Raw genomic sequence first — 17,064 nt, forward strand, 5'->3', positions numbered from 1 at the left:
ATTTAAAAATTTTGCCCAAACAAAATAATAAAAATTAATATTTTCTGTATAGAAAGTAGACTTTAAAGAGAAAAATAATAAAATTTATCCTAATATTGTTAAAAATCAAAACATTAAGGAATACTTATGAAAGTTTTACTCATAAAAGATGTAAAAAGCTTAGGCAAAGCAGGAGAAATAAAAGAAGTAAAAGATGGATATGGACAAAACTTTCTTATAGGAAAAGGTTACGCTAAACTAGCTACAACAGAAGTTTTAAGAAAATACGAAGCTCAAAAGAAAAAAGAAGCTGAAAATTTAAGATTTGAATTAGCAAATTTAGAAAAACTAAAAGAAGAATTAAGCAAAATTACTATTGAAATTGTAAAACCGGTCGGAGCAAATGGGAATTTATTTGGCGGAGTTACTAAAGATGAAATAGCACATGCCTTAAAAGAACAAAAAAATATTGAAATTGACAAAAAAACTTTAGAGTGTGATACAATAAAAAGCCTAGGATGTCATAGTGTTAGTTTGAAATTAGGACATAGTATCCATGCGCAATTTAATATCAATGTAAAGGCTGAGTAATGTTTCATGCAACTACAATTTTAGCTTATAAAGGAAAAAATAAGTCTGTTATTGGAGGCGATGGACAAGTAAGTTTTGGCAATACAGTTTTAAAAGCAAATGCTGTAAAAATACGAAAACTTAACAATGGAAAGGTTTTGGCAGGTTTTGCAGGAAGCACAGCTGATGCTTTCAATCTTTTTGATATGTTTGAAAATTTACTTCAAAGCTCTAAAGGAGATCTTTTAAAAGCTGCAATCGACTTCTCTAAAGAATGGCGTAAAGATAAATTTTTAAGAAAACTAGAAGCAATGATGCTGGTGCTGGATAGAGAGCATATATTTTTACTCTCAGGAACTGGAGATGTAGTTGAACCAGAAGATGGAGCTATTGCTGCCATTGGAAGTGGTGGAAATTATGCCTTATCGGCTGCTAGAGCATTAGCAAAACATAGCAATTTAGACGAAGAAGAGCTTGTAAAATCAAGCCTTCAAATTGCTGGAGAAATTTGTATTTACACCAATACAAACATTAAAACTTACTGCATAAAGGATGAAAAATGAATTTAACTCCTAAAGAGATTGTCCATTTTTTAGATGATTATATTATTGGTCAAAAAAATGCAAAAAAAATTATAGCTATTGCTTTAAGAAATCGTTATCGCAGAATGCAGTTAACTCCAGATCTTCAAGATGATATTATGCCAAAAAATATTCTTATGATAGGATCAACTGGAGTTGGAAAAACCGAAATTGCAAGAAGATTGGCTAAAATGATGGGATTTCCATTTATCAAAATTGAAGCAAGCAAATATACAGAAGTTGGTTTTGTTGGACGCGATGTTGAAAGTATGGTGAGAGATTTAGCTAATGCGGCTTTAAATTTAGTTAAAAATGAACATAAGGAAAAAAATCAAGAAAAAATTGATCAATTTATTGAAGATAAAATTCTAGAAAAACTCTTACCTCCTTTGCCAAAAGGCGTTAGTGATGAAAAACAAGAAGAATATAAAAATAGCTTTGAAAAAATGAGAACTAAGCTTAGAAATGGAGATCTTGACGAAAGTATGATTGAGATAGAAGTTTCTCAAAATATGTTTGATACTAATCCAAATCTACCTCCTGAAATGGGTGCAATGCAGGATATAGTTAAGGTTATTGGAGTAGGAAGCAAAAAAGTAAAAAAAGAAATGAAAATTAAAGACGCTAAAAATGCCTTAAAAAATGAAGCAAGTGATAAAATTCTTGATCAAGAAAGTATTAAAAGCGAAGCTTTAAAAAGAGCAGAAAATGAAGGAATTATATTTATTGATGAAATTGATAAAATAGCAATTTCAAGCGGAAATTCAAGCAGACAAGATCCAAGCAAAGAAGGTGTTCAAAGAGACTTACTTCCTATAGTTGAAGGAAGTAGCGTGCAAACAAAACTTGGAACTTTAAAAACAGATCATATTCTTTTTATTGCTGCAGGTGCTTTTCATTTAAGCAAACCAAGTGATTTAATTCCTGAACTTCAAGGACGCTTTCCTTTAAGAGTTGAGCTTGATAGTTTAGATGATAAAGCTCTTTATGAAATTTTAACACGACCTAAAAATTCATTATTAAAACAATACATAGAGCTTTTAAAAACCGAAAAATTAGAGCTTGAATTTGATGATGAAGCTATAAAAGAAATAGCAAAAATTGCTTCAAAAGCCAATGAAGAAATGCAAGATATCGGAGCAAGACGCTTACATACAGTTATAGAAAAACTTTTAGAAGATTTAAGTTTTGAAGCTGATATGTATGCTGGAAAAAAATTCACAGTAGATAAAAATATGGTTAAAGAAAAATTAGAAAATGTGATAGAAAATAAAGATTTAGCAAGGTATATTTTGTGAAATCAGGCTTTGTGAGTGTTATTGGTAGAACAAATGCAGGGAAAAGCACTTTAATTAATTCCTTGCTTGAAGAAAAAATTACCTTAGTCTCTCACAAACAAAACGCAACAAGACGCAAAATAAAAGCTATTGTAATGCACGGTAATGATCAAATTATTATCGTGGATACACCCGGTCTTCATAAAAGTTCTCAAAAAATAAATCAAATGTTAGTTCAAAGTGCTATTAAATCTATAAGTGATTGTGATCTTATTTTATTTGTAGCAAGTGTTTTTGATCCTATTAAAGATTATGAAGATTTTTTAAGTCTAAGCCCTAAAGTACCACACATCATAGTAATCAACAAAGTAGACTTAACAAACAATATGCAGTTATTGCAGAAATTAAACGAATATAATCAATTTAACACCTTTAAAGCTGTTATTCCTTATTCTTCAAAGAAAAAATCTTATAAGAAAATTCTATTAGATGAAATCATTAAATATTTACCAGAACATGAATATTTTTATGATCCTCAGTTTCTAACCACAAGCAATGAAAAAGATCTTTATAGAGATTTTATTTTAGAAGCTGTATATGAGAATTTAAGCGAAGAACTTCCTTATTGTAGTGAAGTTCTTATAAAAAAACTCAAAGATAAAAATGAATTTTTAATCATCGAAGCAGATATTATCACAGATACAAATTCCCATAAAGCTATGATTATAGGAAAAGAAGGCAAAACATTAAAAAGAATAGGAAAAGACGCAAGAATTAAAATTTCAAAACTTGCCCAAAAAAAAGTTCTATTAAAACTTTTTATTCAAATTAAAAAAAATTGGCAAAAAGATGAAAACTTTATAAAAAAGCTTTTAAATGAAGAAGAGTAAAAACCAAGGCTCTTTTATTTCTTTTAATCAGCTAATTTATACTCAAAAACAAGGGGAATTTGACAATGACTCTTTGTTTATAAATACAACAAAAGAACTTAATCTCACTCCAGCTTTTAAATATCAAATGAGTTTTGTTAAACAAAATGATACTTATCATATTTTTTTTACTTTGATTGAAAATTTAAATTCTTTAAAGTTTTGCTATCCAGAACCTTTACTTTTTAAAGTATTATTTGATGAAAAAATAATCAAAGAATCAAATTTTGCACTTATAAATTTCAATGAAAATTTTACTTTTTTAACTTTTTATCAAAACGGAAATTTATGCACAATCAAAAATTTACCTCAATTTAGCCTTAAAGATATCAATTTAAAAAATCAAAATGAAAGAGAAAAACTCTTTTTTGAAATCCTTTTTGAGCAAGGTCGTGTTTTAGAACTTTTAAAATATTATAAAACTCAAATTTTTATTCTTCATCGTGATCAATTCAAATTTAGTCAATTTTTAATGAAACACATTGATATTCCTTTTTTAAATTTAGAAAATATTTTAAAAGAAAATGCTTTAGAAAAATTAAGCGTTTTGGCACAAAAGCATCTTGATAATGATGCAAATTTTATCAAGATAACAAAAACAAATTTTACTCCTTATCTTAAGATTATTGTTTTCTTTTTATTATGTTATTGCTTTTCTTTAGCTATTTTATTTTTAAAAAATTACCCATCTTATAAAGAAAGCCAAATAACCAAAAAATACAATCAAAATTTAAATTATGAATTTGAAAAAATTATTAAACAAAATAATAATATAAAGCAAGAAAATCAAGAATTAAATTCTATGATTAATAATCAAAAGCTTTTGTTAAAACAAAATGAAAATATCTTATTGGAGCTAAATAAAAATTTCATTCTTAATAATCAAACACGAACCCTTTTTGAATTTATTTCTTTATTAAATCAAAAAAATATACAAATTTTAACTCTTAGCTTATCAAATTATACTATTATGGTTTCATTTTACAATAAAGATAATTTCAAAAAAACACTAGAACTATTCAATGATAAGTCCTCATTTAAAATCATTGACAAAGATGAAACTGCGTTAAAAATTTCTCTAGGTTATAAAAATGATTGATTTAAACATTTCATTTAAAAATTTAAATCTAAGAGAAAAAATTCTTCTTCTTATCTTTTTAGTTATATTTGCATTTTTTCTTGCTTTTAAAACTTACGAATTTCTCTTTGTTTTTATTGATGAATTAAGTATTGATGAGCAAAATATATACAACCAAAAAACAGAACTTTCTAATTTAAAAACAAAACAAAAAGAATTACAAGATATATTAGCAAAGCAAACAGAAAAAATCAGTCTGTACAATAAACAAATAAATAAATTTAAACACAGTTATGAAGAATATATTGAAGAAATAGAAATTTTAGCGAAGAAATATAATATTATTTTTGAAAATATTCAAAATTCACATACTGAATTTAATTATATACAAAAATACAATGTTTTTCTAATAGCAAGAGGAGATTTTAAAAATTTGTTGGAATTTATTCTAGCTTTGGAAAATTCAAAATTTTATTTAAATATAAAAAGCATTGACATAGAAAATCTAAAAAGCATTAACCTAGAACTCAAATTAACACTTAATTTTATAATTTTAAAATAAAGGCTTGACAATGACTTATAAACAAAAAATATGCCTACTACAAAAAAGCATGATAGAAAATAAAATCGATATTTATATAGTTTTAAATTCTGATCCTCATTTATCAGAATATTTAACACAACATTATCAATGTATATCTTTTATGAGTGGTTTTAAAGGCTCTTATGGGGTGCTTATTTTCACACATGATAAGGCATTTTTATGGACAGATGGAAGATATTGGCTTCAAGCACAAAAAGAACTTAAAGAAAGTGGGGTTATTTTAAAAAAACAAGATACAAATCATACTTTTAAAGACTGGATAAAAGAATACTGTAACCCTCAAACAACTATAGGCATTGATTTTAAAACTCTTCCTTTAGCACTTGAAAATGATTTAAAAAAATATTGCAATTTAATACATAGTGATTTAATTTCTAAAATTTGGATCAATCGACCAGAACTTCCAACTTATAGTATTTATGAGCATCCTAAAAAATTTTATTCTTTATCAAGAGAAGATAAGATTATTCTTATTCGCAAAGAAATGAAACGATTAAGAGCTGATGCGCATTTTATTTCTAGTCTTGATGATATAGCGTGGATTTTAAATTTAAGAGGCAAAGATATAGAATTTAACCCTCTTTTCTTTAGTTTTTTGCTTATTACAAAACAGCAGATTTTATTTTTTATTAATCCAGAAAAACTCAATCATTTTTTAAAAAATAAGCTACAAAATGAAGGCATTATTCTTAAAAACTATGAGAATATATACAAAGAACTCAAAAATCTAAAAAATACAACACTCTTAATAGATCCTAATAAAACAACATCTTTTTTTCTTCAAGATCTAAAAAATATCACAATCATACAGGATTTAAATCCAAGCACATATTTAAAATCATGCAAAGATGAAAAAGAAATCTCTTGCATTAAAAAAGCAATGATAGAAGATGGTATAGCACTTTGTCGTTTTTGTTCTTGGTTTGAAGAAAATATCCATCTAGGTTTTAATGAATTTGAAATCGGAAGAAAATTAAGTGAATTTCGCTCTAAAAGTCCTTATTACATTAGCGATAGTTTTGCCAATATTGTAGGCTTTAATGCTAATGGGGCAATTATTCATTATAAAGCAGATGAAAAGAATTCATCTTTAATCAAAGAAAATGGCTTATTATTAATTGATTCTGGGGGTCAATATTTAAACGGGACAACAGATATTACACGTGTTTTTCCTATTGGAAAAATCAGTGCTAAACAAAAAAAAGATTATACTTTGATCTTAAAGGCATTAATTTCAATTTCTACTACTATTTTTCCAAAAAATATTTCTATGCCTTTACTTGATAGCATTACAAGAAAACCTTTATGGCAACAACAAATAAACTATAATCACGGAAGTGGTCATGGGGTTGGATATTTTCTAAGCGTTCATGAAGGTCCACAAAATCTTTCGTATACAACTATGCCTTCTTTTAAACATCAGACAAAAAAAGGTATGATTAGCTCTTTGGAGCCTGGTATCTATAGAAAAGATAAATGGGGGATAAGACTTGAAAATTTAGCTATTATTTTAGATGTTAAAAAACCAAAAGAACAAGAATTTGGAGATTATTTATATTTTAAAACTCTAACTCTTTTTCCTTTTGAAAAAAAATGCATTGATTTAAAATTATTAAATTCAAAAGAAAAAAAGTGGCTTAATGATTATCACAAAGAAGTTTACAAAAAACTTCATAAAAAGCTTCAAGTAAAAGAACTAAAATGGCTAAAGAAAAAAACAGCTCCTATTAAATTTTAGAACTTTTTAAACTTAAATAGCCAAAAATATTAACCAAAATACTCACAAATAAAAGCATTAATATAGAACTTTGAAAATTTCCAAATTTATCGTGCATAAATCCTATTAACCAAGGAGCTTGTGCTGCTATAAGATATCCAAAACCTTGCGCAAAAGAAGAAAGTTTAGTTGCAATTTGTGTGCTAGAACTTTTTTGAGCTATAAAAAGTAAAGCTATTCCAAAAACGCCACCCCAAGGAAAACCTATAAAAAAAGAACTTAAAATCATTATCTCTTTGCCATTAAAAAAGAACAATAAAGCAAATGGTATAACATACAAAGTACATAAAATAGCTATATAAATACTATGAAAATGCGGTTTAATTTTCCCTAAAAGCAAGGGTCCAAATAAAGATACAGGTACAGCAATAATTTGAGCAAATAATATCATATGTGTAGCAAATTCTTTAGAATATCCTTTTTCTATAATAAATTGAATATACCAAGAAAAAATACTATATGCTAAAAAACTTTGCAACCCCATAAAAAAAGTAACTTTCCAGGCTGTAGAATTTTTAAAAAGATTAATATTTTTTTTAATTTTCTTTTTAGAACGCAAAAAACGACCATTTTTTGCTTGAGGATAATAAATAATTAAAGCCAACAAAGCAAAAATCATCCAAAATGCCATTGAGCTCTTTATACCCAAAAAATCAAGCAAAGGAATAGCCAAAAAAATACCAGCTATAGAAGAAATACTAAGCATTAGGCTATAAACACCCATCATGGAAGAAATTTTATTAGGAAATTTTTCTTTTATAAAACTTGGCAATAATACATTAGCAATAGCGATACCACAACCTACAAGCAACATACCTAAAAACAATCCAAAATATCCAGTATAAGATCTTAAAAATTCTCCTATAAAAATAAGAATTATCCCAATTATCATAGTTTTTAAAGGCGAAAAATATCCAACAAAAAAAGAAATAATTCCAAAAGAAAACAAAGGCAAAGTGGTAAGCATACCAGCCAAGGTAGAATTAAGAAAATAATACTCTTTAATTGTATCAACAACAGGACCTATAGAAGTTATAGGAGCTCTTAAATTAAAAGCTATAGCAATAACTATAAAAAAATTAAGCCAAAAAATTTTTTTGTACATAGAATAATATCGCAATCATTTAAAGGTTCAAAGGGGCAATTTTATCTAAAATAACTTAAATATGTTTTATTAATATGATATTAATAAAACATATAAATTAAATTTTTATTTAATTATTTTGAAAGAAAGCATCTAATTCTTTAATATTTGGCATTTCTGTAATTTCATTTACTAATTCTTTATAAGCAATTTTACCTTCTTTGATTACAAACACAGCTCTAGCCAATAGACCCTCTAAAGCACCATCTGCAATTAAAACACCATACTTTTCTCCAAATTCTTTTGCAACAAAATCACTTGCTACTATAATATTATCAATTCCTTCTGTAGAGCAAAATCTTCCCATTGCAAAGGGTAGATCCATGCTTACAACTATAACTTGTGCATTTGGATAAGAAGCTATTTTTTGATTAAATTCTCTTGCTTCTGTGGCGCAAACTGGAGTATCAAGACTTGGGAGACTTAAAACAATCTGAGTTTTTCCTTCTTCAGCTATAATAACTTCACTTAAATCTTTTGCTTTAAGTTTTACTTTTGGTGCAGCTACGCCTACCTCTAAAGCATCGCCTTTTAATTTTACTAAACTACCTTTGAAATTTACTGAATTCATAATTTATCCTTTTTATAAAATAAAACATAATTAATCTAATGTTTTAAGAGTAATTATATCTTAAATAAATTTAATTATTTTTAATATTTATCTTTTTTTTAAATAATTATTTTTTTACAGCTCTCCAAGTATATTTTTTCCATACTTTTTGTGCCTCTTTGCTTTGTATAAAATTAACAAATTCTAAAGCTTGTTTATTTTGAAGTCCTTTTTGGGTTGGAGCTATTTCAGCCGCACGATAAATTACCACTTTATTGTCTTTTATAAATAAAGCTTTATCGCCTAAAGCCTTGGCCCAATGAGACCAAATAATTAAAACATCGATATCTTGATTATTATTCCATTCATCTATTGCGACTTTAGAATTTTTAGCATAAATTTTAATATTTTTACGCAATTTTACAAGATTTTCTCTTTTGCCGCTTTTTAAAGCCATATCCTCATAAAGCCCTACTTGTCCAGCTCCGTCTACAACCATTATATTGACACCATCTTTTAAAATATCATCAAAATTTTTAATATTTTTTGGATTATTTGGACGCACAATCATTCCTGAAGGACGCACATTTAAAACATTTAAATTTTCCAAACTCAAATTTGGAATTTTTTTAATAAAATCATCCATCATAGAAGTATTACCAGAATAAATCAAATCTGCATTTTCTTTTGCTTTATCAATCCAAGATGAAGTTGGACCCGCAATTACAGTAACTTTTTCTTTTGTCTTTTCTTCAAATTTTTTTGCAAGTTCCTTTATAACAGGCGCTGGACCTCCTGGACCATAGACTAAAATTTCAGCATTTAAAAAACTTGCCACTATTAAACTTGAAATAATTATTTTTTTCATTTAAACCTTTCATTAATATTTAAAACAAGATTTTATCGAGTTATAATTAACTAATCCTTGCAAAGTCCTGCTTCAAATAAGAAACAAGAAGGAGCAAAAGAAGTTTTTTTATTTTTATCATATTTTGCATAACTTAAATAAAGTATATTTTTAGCTCTAGTAACAGCAACATAAAATAATCTTCTTTCTTCTTCTAAGCTTCCCCCCATTGAAATAAGTTTTTGATTAGGAAAACGTCCTTGTGCCAAATCTATTACAAAGACTAAATCAAACTCAAGTCCCTTGCTCGCATGTATGCTTAATAAATTAACACCTTTTCCATTATTCATTTCATTAGAACCTAAGGCTAAAAAATTATAATATTTATAAATATCTGAATATTTTTTTGCTAAATCTTTTAAAATAAAAATCTTTGCATCAATTTTTTCTAAATTCTCTTTTTTTCTTAAAAGATCAATTTGTCCATCTTTATTGGTTGCTCTTTTATTTGCAAGTCTTTCACAAATTTCAAGAAAAAAAGAATTTTTGCAAATTAAATGGATTATTTCTATAGCATGTTTTTGCTCTTGTGTATTTTTCAAAAAAAGATAAAGTCTCTCTAAATTTAATGCACATTCTTTTGTAATTTTAGATAGTTTTAATATAGGATGGTGGTTAAACTCACTTTCTAAATCAAAACGATTTTCATTAGCAAGCTCATTGAAGTCTGAAAAAAGACCAAGATCATAGCTTTTCCTTACAGAAGTGCTTAGATTAATATTTTTATCAGGCTTTAAAAAACCCTTGATTAAATTTCCATGCCCTAGTTTTAACAATGAGTCAAAAATCTCTTTTGCTAAAACTCCCCCTACACCTTTAGAATAGCTTATAAGATGGATAAAAGCCATAATATCCTTAGGATTTACAATTAAAGAAAGAAAAGAACAAAAAGCTTTCACTTCTAAGCTTTCAAAAAAACTAGCACTTCCCTTTCTAACACAAGCAATTCCTTGTTCTTTTAAAGCTATCTCAATACCATCAGCGCTAGAATTATTACGAAAAATAACTGCAATTTCTTCCAAAGAAACACCGCTAGTTAAAATCATCTTTGCAATATTTTGATATTGCTCAATTAAATCTTCAAATTTTAATAAAGTCGGAGCCTTAAATTCATCATCTCTAGTAACAATTAGCTCCTTAGGATAAAGTCTTTCATTATTTAAAATAACCTTATTTGCTAAAGCTAGAATACTTCTAGATGATCTATAATTTTTATTTAAAGAAAAGATTTTTGCATCTTTAAAACGTTCTTTAAATCCTCCTATAATATTAATATCAGCTCCATTAAAAGCATAAATACTTTGATCATAATCTCCAACACAAAATAAACTTTTTGATAAAAAAGCTTCTATTAAAGAACTCTGCAAAGCATTAGTATCTTGATACTCATCTACTAAAATCTCATCAAATTCAAATTTTTTATTTTTAATAAGTTCTTTAAGATGTATCAATAAATCATTAAAATCAACATAATTAAAACGTTTTTTTTCTTCTTCATATTCTTTAAGAATATCTTCATAAATTTCAGCATAAATACTTTGTTCTTCATAATTTTGACAAAACCAATAATAAAATTCTTGCATAAAAGCTTTATTTTGAAACAAAGAATACACATCATAAAGATAACTTGATTGATAAGGCTTAATATCACTTAAATGAGAAAAAGTTCGTTTTTCATATATGCTTTTAAGTAAAATTTTTAATTCCGAACTTTGCTTTAAAAGTATATCTTTATTTTCTTGCTTAAGTAAAGAATATGCTACACCATGAAAAGTTCCTGCCAAAATTCTTTTTGTGATACTTTTATCAAAAAATTTTTCCAAACGTTTTATCATTTCTTTACTTGCTTTATTTGTAAAAGTTAAAAGCATAATCTTTTCAGGTTGAATGTCTTGCTTTAAAAGATAAGCTATTCTTGCAACAATTGTAGAAGTTTTTCCTGTTCCTGCACTTGCTATGATAAGATTATGTCCAAAATTAGTAGTAGCAGCAAGATATTGTTCATCATTTAACTTTGAAAGCGGCATTATTTTCCTTATAAAAGTTAAAATTATAAAAAAAAATTACTTAAAAACATAAAAATTTAAAATTACTTTATATTAGATTATAGTACAATATCAAACTATATTAATAACTCTATCTAAGGGATAACAAAATGAATTTTAAAATTTTTTCTATTATTGTTGGTATATTAATTACTATTATCGCAATACTTGGCGGAACTTATTATTATCTTTTTGAATACTCAAAGCCAAAAAATTATACTTTAAATAGCAATTCTTATTCTGAACAAAAATCATACTCTAATAATTACAATAATTCTTATTCATCAAGTACAAGCAAAATTGACAACAATTCATATAACACAAACACTAATAATAACATTATACAAAAACAAGAAACAAGCTCGCCAAATATAAATCAAAATTCAAATAATAATGCAAGCGATATAGTTTCAACAAGTGAAAATAATGAAAACAACAAAAGCATAAATGACAATATCACAACTAACACTACTACCATAAATAAAAATAATGAAAATTTAAATACAGACAATAATATAAGCAACACAATAACAACAAATGAGAATAATCAAAGCATTAAAACTACAAATAAAGATTCTCAACAATTACAACAAGATAAACAAACCAAAATAGAAGCTCTTAAAAAAGAGATAAGCAAACAACAAAAAATCCTAGAAAGAGAAAAAGCTATAAAAAAAGAACTTCAATCAAATAAATCAAATAAAAACAAATATCTAAATACAGCTAGAGAATATCTAAGTATAGGAAAAAACAGTCGCTTAGAACCAGAACTTAGCACAGAAAATATGAAAGTTTATATTCTAGATGGAAAATTTCTAAGTCAATATAGAATCAACCTTTTAAAAGATATGCTAAACTCTATAAAAGATAATTCTAAAGATTATTATTTAAGCGTTTTTGTAAAAATGTTACCAAAAGGAGAAATGAAATTAACCATTTATAATAAAGAAATTATTTTTTCAGATATGAAAAAATCTTACAAATATATCAATTTAAATCAATTAAGCCCTTATTTAAACAATTTAAATGAATTAAACCAACACGTAGCACGCGAAGAAATTATGGAAAGACTTAAACTTCAAATTAAAAAAGAAGGTAAAGGAAGTGAGTTTTCAAAACATATTAAAAGTTTAAAAACTGGACTCAACACAGCTCAGTACTTTTTTCCATTTTGTGAAATTATAGAAATTTCTTCTATATAATCATAGAATTTTAAGCAAAACGTCAAAGGCAAATAATGTATGATAAAAATTTAGAAAAAAAATATTATCAAATTTGTGAAGAGAGGGGTTATTTTGAGATTGACTCAAATAAAGCTATCCAAAAAAATGGGAAAATATTTTGCATTATGATGCCTCCTCCTAATGTTACAGGAGTTTTACATATAGGACATGCATTAACTTTTACTTTACAAGATATTATCACACGCTATAAAAGAATGGATGGATATAAAGTTCTTTATCAACCTGGACTTGATCATGCTGGCATTGCCACTCAAAATGTTGTAGAAAAACAACTTCTTGCTCAAGGCATCACAAAAGAAGAATTAGGTAGGGAAAAATTTATAGAAAAAGTTTGGGAATGGAAAGAACAAAGCGGAGATAAAATTCTTAATCAAATGAGGACCTTAGGTATTACTCCAGCATGGTCTCGTTTACGTTTTACAATGGATGAAGGACTTGTTAATGCGGTAAAAAAATCTTTTGTAGATCTTTATAATAAAAAGCTTATTGTACGCGGAAATTATATGATTAATTGGTGTACACATGATGGTGCTCTAAGTGATATTGAAGTAGATTATAAAGAAACAAAAGGTAAACTTTATTATATAAAATATTTTTTAAAAGATAGCAATGATTTTGTTACAATTGCAACCACAAGACCTGAAACTTTATTTGGCGATAGTGCTTTAATGGTAAATCCAAATGATGAACGTTATAAAAATTTCATTGGAAAGGAAGTTATTTTACCTCTTTGTAAAAGAACTCTTAAAATAATTGCTGATGATTATGTTGATACAAGTTTTGGAACAGGTATAGTTAAAGTCACTCCAGCCCACGATATAAATGATTATGAAATTGGCAAAAGACATAATTTAGAATTTATTACTATTTTTAACGAAAAAGGTATCTTAAACGAACATTGCCTAGAATTTCAAGGCTTAGAAAGATTAAAAGCTAGAGAAAAAATCGTAAATCAACTACAAAATTTAGGTTTTATTGATAAAATAGAAGATTATACTCATCAAGTAGGATATTGTTATAGATGTAACAATGTAGTAGAACCTTATATCTCAAAACAATGGTTTGTTAAAAAAGAAATTGCTCAAAAAAGTATTGAAAAGATCAATCTAAAAGAAAGCGAATTTTATCCTTCACACTGGATCAATAGCTTTAACGCATGGATGAGAGATTTAAAAGATTGGTGCATTTCAAGACAATTATGGTGGGGGCACCAAATTCCTGTTTATTATTGTGAATGTTCTCATGAGTGGGCAAGCCAAGAACAACCAAATCAATGCCCAAAATGCAATAGTCAAAATATAACCCAAGATCCAGATGTCTTAGACACATGGTTTTCTTCAGGACTTTGGGCTATTAGCACTTTAGGCTGGGGTAATGAACACTGGGGCGAAGGAAAATTATGGAATAAAGAAGATTTAAATGAATTTTATCCTAATTCTTTATTAATCACAGGTTTTGATATTTTATTTTTCTGGGTAGCAAGAATGATGTTTCAAAGTAGCAATGTTTTTGATAAGCTACCTTTTAAAGATATTTACTTACATGCCCTTGTTAAAGATGAGCAAGGCAGAAAAATGAGTAAAAGCTTGGGTAATGTGATTGATCCAAATGAGTGCATCAAAGAATACAGTGCTGATATCTTACGTTTTACCTTAGCACTTCTTGCTATACAAGGAAGAGATATAAAACTAAGCAATGATAAGCTTTTGCAAGTTAGAAATTTTACCAATAAACTCTACAATGCAAGCAATTACTTACTTTTAAATCAAAATAAATTTGAAGATTTAAAAGATATAGAATTAAAAAGCGATCTTGGAATTTACATTTATACAAGGTTTCAAGAATGTATTAAAAATTTAAGAGAGAATTTAGAACAATATCGCTTTAACGATAGTGCTAATATACTTTATAAATTTTTCTGGAATGATTTTTGCGACTGGGGTATAGAACTTAGCAAAGCGGATAAATCAAGCATTAAAGAATTAGGAAGCATCTTTAAAGAAGCCTTAAAAGCTTTAAATCCTTTTATGCCATTTATTAGCGAATACTTATATCACAAACTCAGCAAAAGCGATCTTGAAAACACTTCTTCTATTATGATAAGTGCCTATCCAACTTTTGATAAAGAAAATTTAGAAATTAAAGAAATTTTTAATTTACTCATAGAAAGCATAGTAAGCATTCGTCGTGCAAAAAGCTTGATAGAGCTAGGAAACTCAAAAATTGAAAAAGCTTTTATAAAACTAAACAATACAAAACAAAAAAATAAATTAGAGCCTTATTCTCACTTTATTACAAATTTAGCCAAATGCAAATCAATTGAATTTACCGATACAAAAATACCAAATTCTGTTTGTGATGTCAGCGAAAATTTAGAAATTTTTATCACTCTAGATAATATTGATTTAAGCGCTATAATCCAAAGGCTAGAAAATCAAAAATCAAAACTACAAAAAGAACTTTTGAAGTTAGATTCTATGCTTTCAAATGAAAATTTTCTTAAAAATGCTCCAAAAAATATTATTGAACAAAATACTAATATTTCAATAAATTTAAAAGAACAACTTCAAAAGATTGACTCAGAATTAAAAAATTTAAAAGGTTGATTTTGATAAAAATTACAAATTTAAAAAAATATTATGAACAAAACTTAGTTCTTAACGATATCTCCTTGCAAATAAAAAAAGGAGAAATTTATGCTATAGTAGGACATAGCGGGGCAGGAAAATCAACTCTTTTAAGATGTATAAACGGATTAGAAGACTATCAGGGAGGAAGTTTAGAAGTTTTAGGGGAAGAAATTTCAAATTTAAAACAAAATTATCCAAAAAAACTTAGATTTTTAAGAAAAAATATAGGAATGATTTTTCAAAATTTTGCTTTGATTAATAGAAAAAATGTTTTTGAAAATGTTGCAATACCTTTAAGAACACATTATAGTCAAAGTAGATTTTATGCTAAGCTTTTTAAAAAAGATTTTATGAGCGAAGATGAAGTTCAGGCTAAAGTTAATAAACTTTTGGATATAGTAGGACTTCTAGAAAAAAGTAAAGCTTATCCCAAAGAATTAAGTGGGGGACAAAAACAAAGAGTAGCTATAGCCAGAGCATTAACACTTGATCCTAAGATCCTTTTAAGCGATGAGGCAACCTCTGCACTTGATCCAAATACTACCAAAAATATTTTAGAACTTTTACAAAAAATCAATAAAGAATTACATATAAGCATAGTTTTAGTAACTCATGAAATGGATGTTGTAAAAGAAGTAGCACAAAAGGCTATCTTGCTTGAAAAAGGCAAAGTTATAGGCGAAGGCTTAATTGATGAGCTTTTTTTAAAACCAAATCACAAAATGAAAGAATTTTTAGGAGAAAGTGATTTTTTACCAGATAATGGTTTAAATATCAAACTTTATTTTCCAAAAGAAATCGCCCAAAAAAGCATAATTACTCATATGGCAAGAACACTTGATATTGATTTTAATATAGTTTGGGGTAAAATAGAAAAATTAAATGGAAATGCTTTAGGTAATTTAGTGATAAATATAAATCAAAAAGATAAAGAAAAAGTATTAGATTATATTGAAAAAAGCAAAGTTTTATGGGAGATAGTATCTTGAATGAAGGTTTTTTAGACAGAATAAAGCAATTTTGTGATGAATTTTCTTTTGAAAGTATCAATACAACTTTAATCAATACTTTTAAAACTTTTCCAATAAATTTTGAAAATATTTTAAAAACAGCATTAAATGAAACCCTTTATATGAGTTTTATGGCAACTTTTTTAGGATTTTGTTTGGCTATAATTCCTGCTATTTTACTCACTTTATATGATAAAAATGGCCTAAAAGAAAATATTGTTTTTTATAGAATTTTAGATTTTTTTATTAATACTTTACGTGCTTTTCCTTTTCTTATACTTATCATCGTTCTTTTACCTCTATCAAAGATTATAATAGGAACAAGTATAGGAACAAGTGCAGCAATTGTACCTTTATCTATAGGTATAGCACCTTATTTAACTAAAATGCTTGAAAGTGCTTTTAAAGAAGTTGATAAATCAACTATAGAAGCAGCCAAATCTTACGGAGCTACTAATTTACAAATCATTTTTAAAATCATTTTTGTAGAAAGCTTGCCAAATATTATAAATAGTATAGTTTTAACTTTAATTTTCACCATAGGGTTTTCAGCACTTGCTGGAACTATTGGCGGTGGTGGATTAGGAGATATAGCTATTCGTTATGGCTATGAACGCTTCAATACAGAAATAATGCTTCAAACCATCATTATTTTACTTGTTTTAGTTCAAGCAGTTCAAATAATAGGAAATTTATTATATAAACTAAGCAAAAAATAATGCCTATTTACTTAACTTTT

General features: G+C 26.8%; 15 protein-coding genes. 11 read left to right on the forward strand and 4 right to left on the reverse strand.

Translation table 11 applies throughout. The features are described from left to right. Positions 1 to 126 precede the first annotated feature (126 nt). Genes rplI through CNZW441b_RS04630 form a run of 7 tightly spaced genes read left to right on the forward strand, consistent with a single transcriptional unit; the run spans position 127 to position 6,756 of the window. Complete coding sequence (gene rplI / locus CNZW441b_RS04600) at positions 127 to 570, forward strand: 50S ribosomal protein L9 (protein ID WP_131165990.1); 444 nt, start codon at positions 127 to 129, stop codon at positions 568 to 570. Continuing rightward, positions 570 to 1,112 (forward strand): ATP-dependent protease subunit HslV, encoded by a 543-nt coding sequence (gene hslV, locus CNZW441b_RS04605; protein WP_131163862.1) that lies wholly within the window; start codon positions 570 to 572, stop codon positions 1,110 to 1,112. The genes rplI and hslV overlap by 1 nt, the downstream gene beginning before the upstream one ends. After that, a complete protein-coding gene (hslU, locus tag CNZW441b_RS04610; protein ID WP_131163861.1) occupies positions 1,109 to 2,428 on the forward strand; it encodes an ATP-dependent protease ATPase subunit HslU in 1,320 nt (439 codons plus the stop codon). The genes hslV and hslU overlap by 4 nt, the downstream gene beginning before the upstream one ends. After that, entirely contained in the window at positions 2,425 to 3,297 is an 873-nt protein-coding gene (gene era / locus CNZW441b_RS04615) for a GTPase Era (RefSeq protein ID WP_131163860.1), read from the forward strand. Before hslU ends, era begins: the two co-directional genes overlap by 4 nt. Continuing rightward, the gene (locus CNZW441b_RS04620) at positions 3,284 to 4,435 is read left to right on the forward strand and encodes a hypothetical protein (RefSeq protein ID WP_131186696.1); all 1,152 of its coding nucleotides are present in this window, start codon (positions 3,284 to 3,286) and stop codon (positions 4,433 to 4,435) included. Before era ends, CNZW441b_RS04620 begins: the two co-directional genes overlap by 14 nt. Further along, positions 4,428 to 4,976: a hypothetical protein gene (locus CNZW441b_RS04625; protein WP_131163858.1), complete on the forward strand. Its 549-nt coding sequence runs from the start codon at positions 4,428 to 4,430 to the stop codon at positions 4,974 to 4,976. The genes CNZW441b_RS04620 and CNZW441b_RS04625 overlap by 8 nt, the downstream gene beginning before the upstream one ends. Before the next feature lie 10 nt (positions 4,977 to 4,986). Then, positions 4,987 to 6,756, forward strand: coding sequence for an aminopeptidase P family protein (locus CNZW441b_RS04630; protein WP_131163857.1), 1,770 nt, complete (start codon positions 4,987 to 4,989; stop codon positions 6,754 to 6,756). Here the strand turns inward: CNZW441b_RS04630 and CNZW441b_RS04635 are convergent. From CNZW441b_RS04635 to CNZW441b_RS04650, 4 genes are all read right to left on the reverse strand, one after another. Beyond that, positions 6,746 to 7,900: an MFS transporter gene (locus tag CNZW441b_RS04635; protein WP_131163856.1), complete on the reverse strand. Its 1,155-nt coding sequence runs from the start codon at positions 7,898 to 7,900 to the stop codon at positions 6,746 to 6,748. The two genes, CNZW441b_RS04630 and CNZW441b_RS04635, sit on opposite strands and share 11 nt — an antisense overlap. Positions 7,901 to 8,009: 109 nt before the next feature. After that, a complete protein-coding gene (gene tpx, locus CNZW441b_RS04640) occupies positions 8,010 to 8,510 on the reverse strand; it encodes a thiol peroxidase (protein ID WP_216681260.1) in 501 nt (166 codons plus the stop codon). A gap of 106 nt (positions 8,511 to 8,616) precedes the next feature. Continuing rightward, positions 8,617 to 9,357, reverse strand: a complete 741-nt coding sequence (locus CNZW441b_RS04645) for an extracellular solute-binding protein (RefSeq protein ID WP_216681261.1) — start codon at positions 9,355 to 9,357, stop codon at positions 8,617 to 8,619. 50 nt (positions 9,358 to 9,407) lie between these two features. Further along, on the reverse strand, positions 9,408 to 11,423 hold the full coding sequence (locus CNZW441b_RS04650; RefSeq protein ID WP_216681262.1) for an ATP-dependent helicase: 2,016 nt from the start codon (positions 11,421 to 11,423) through the stop codon (positions 9,408 to 9,410). 128 nt (positions 11,424 to 11,551) lie between these two features. Here CNZW441b_RS04650 and CNZW441b_RS04655 point away from each other — a divergent pair, with 128 nt between their 5' ends. The 4 genes from CNZW441b_RS04655 to CNZW441b_RS04670 are packed head-to-tail and all read left to right on the forward strand — an operon-like array spanning position 11,552 to position 17,044. Next, complete coding sequence (locus CNZW441b_RS04655) at positions 11,552 to 12,643, forward strand: hypothetical protein (protein ID WP_131165984.1); 1,092 nt, start codon at positions 11,552 to 11,554, stop codon at positions 12,641 to 12,643. A gap of 35 nt (positions 12,644 to 12,678) precedes the next feature. Beyond that, complete coding sequence (locus tag CNZW441b_RS04660) at positions 12,679 to 15,291, forward strand: valine--tRNA ligase (protein WP_131165983.1); 2,613 nt, start codon at positions 12,679 to 12,681, stop codon at positions 15,289 to 15,291. Positions 15,292 to 15,293: 2 nt separating this feature from the next. After that, positions 15,294 to 16,304 carry a methionine ABC transporter ATP-binding protein gene (locus CNZW441b_RS04665; protein ID WP_131165982.1) on the forward strand — a complete coding sequence of 337 codons (1,011 nt, stop codon included), beginning with the start codon at positions 15,294 to 15,296 and terminating at the stop codon, positions 16,302 to 16,304. Then, entirely contained in the window at positions 16,286 to 17,044 is a 759-nt protein-coding gene (locus CNZW441b_RS04670; protein ID WP_131165981.1) for a methionine ABC transporter permease, read from the forward strand. Before CNZW441b_RS04665 ends, CNZW441b_RS04670 begins: the two co-directional genes overlap by 19 nt. Positions 17,045 to 17,064: the final 20 nt, after the last annotated feature.

The sequence above is a fragment of the Campylobacter novaezeelandiae genome (genome assembly GCF_018968685.1).
Taxonomy (GTDB): Bacteria; Campylobacterota; Campylobacteria; order Campylobacterales; family Campylobacteraceae; genus Campylobacter_D; species Campylobacter_D novaezeelandiae.

Excerpts from the sequence above, each read along its gene's own strand:
- rplI (WP_131165990.1), top strand. The coding sequence starts at position 127 with ATGAAAGTTTTACTCATAAAAGATGTAAAAAGCTTAGGCAAAGCAGGA.
- hslV (WP_131163862.1), top strand. The coding sequence starts at position 570 with ATGTTTCATGCAACTACAATTTTAGCTTATAAAGGAAAAAATAAGTCT.
- hslU (WP_131163861.1), top strand. The coding sequence starts at position 1,109 with ATGAATTTAACTCCTAAAGAGATTGTCCATTTTTTAGATGATTATATT.
- CNZW441b_RS04620 (WP_131186696.1), top strand. The coding sequence starts at position 3,284 with ATGAAGAAGAGTAAAAACCAAGGCTCTTTTATTTCTTTTAATCAGCTA.
- CNZW441b_RS04625 (WP_131163858.1), top strand. The coding sequence starts at position 4,428 with ATGATTGATTTAAACATTTCATTTAAAAATTTAAATCTAAGAGAAAAA.
- CNZW441b_RS04630 (WP_131163857.1), top strand. The coding sequence starts at position 4,987 with ATGACTTATAAACAAAAAATATGCCTACTACAAAAAAGCATGATAGAA.
- CNZW441b_RS04635 (WP_131163856.1), bottom strand. The coding sequence starts at position 7,900 with ATGTACAAAAAAATTTTTTGGCTTAATTTTTTTATAGTTATTGCTATA.
- tpx (WP_216681260.1), bottom strand. The coding sequence starts at position 8,510 with ATGAATTCAGTAAATTTCAAAGGTAGTTTAGTAAAATTAAAAGGCGAT.
- CNZW441b_RS04645 (WP_216681261.1), bottom strand. The coding sequence starts at position 9,357 with ATGAAAAAAATAATTATTTCAAGTTTAATAGTGGCAAGTTTTTTAAAT.
- CNZW441b_RS04650 (WP_216681262.1), bottom strand. The coding sequence starts at position 11,423 with ATGCCGCTTTCAAAGTTAAATGATGAACAATATCTTGCTGCTACTACT.
- CNZW441b_RS04655 (WP_131165984.1), top strand. The coding sequence starts at position 11,552 with ATGAATTTTAAAATTTTTTCTATTATTGTTGGTATATTAATTACTATT.
- CNZW441b_RS04660 (WP_131165983.1), top strand. The coding sequence starts at position 12,679 with ATGTATGATAAAAATTTAGAAAAAAAATATTATCAAATTTGTGAAGAG.
- CNZW441b_RS04670 (WP_131165981.1), top strand. The coding sequence starts at position 16,286 with ATGGGAGATAGTATCTTGAATGAAGGTTTTTTAGACAGAATAAAGCAA.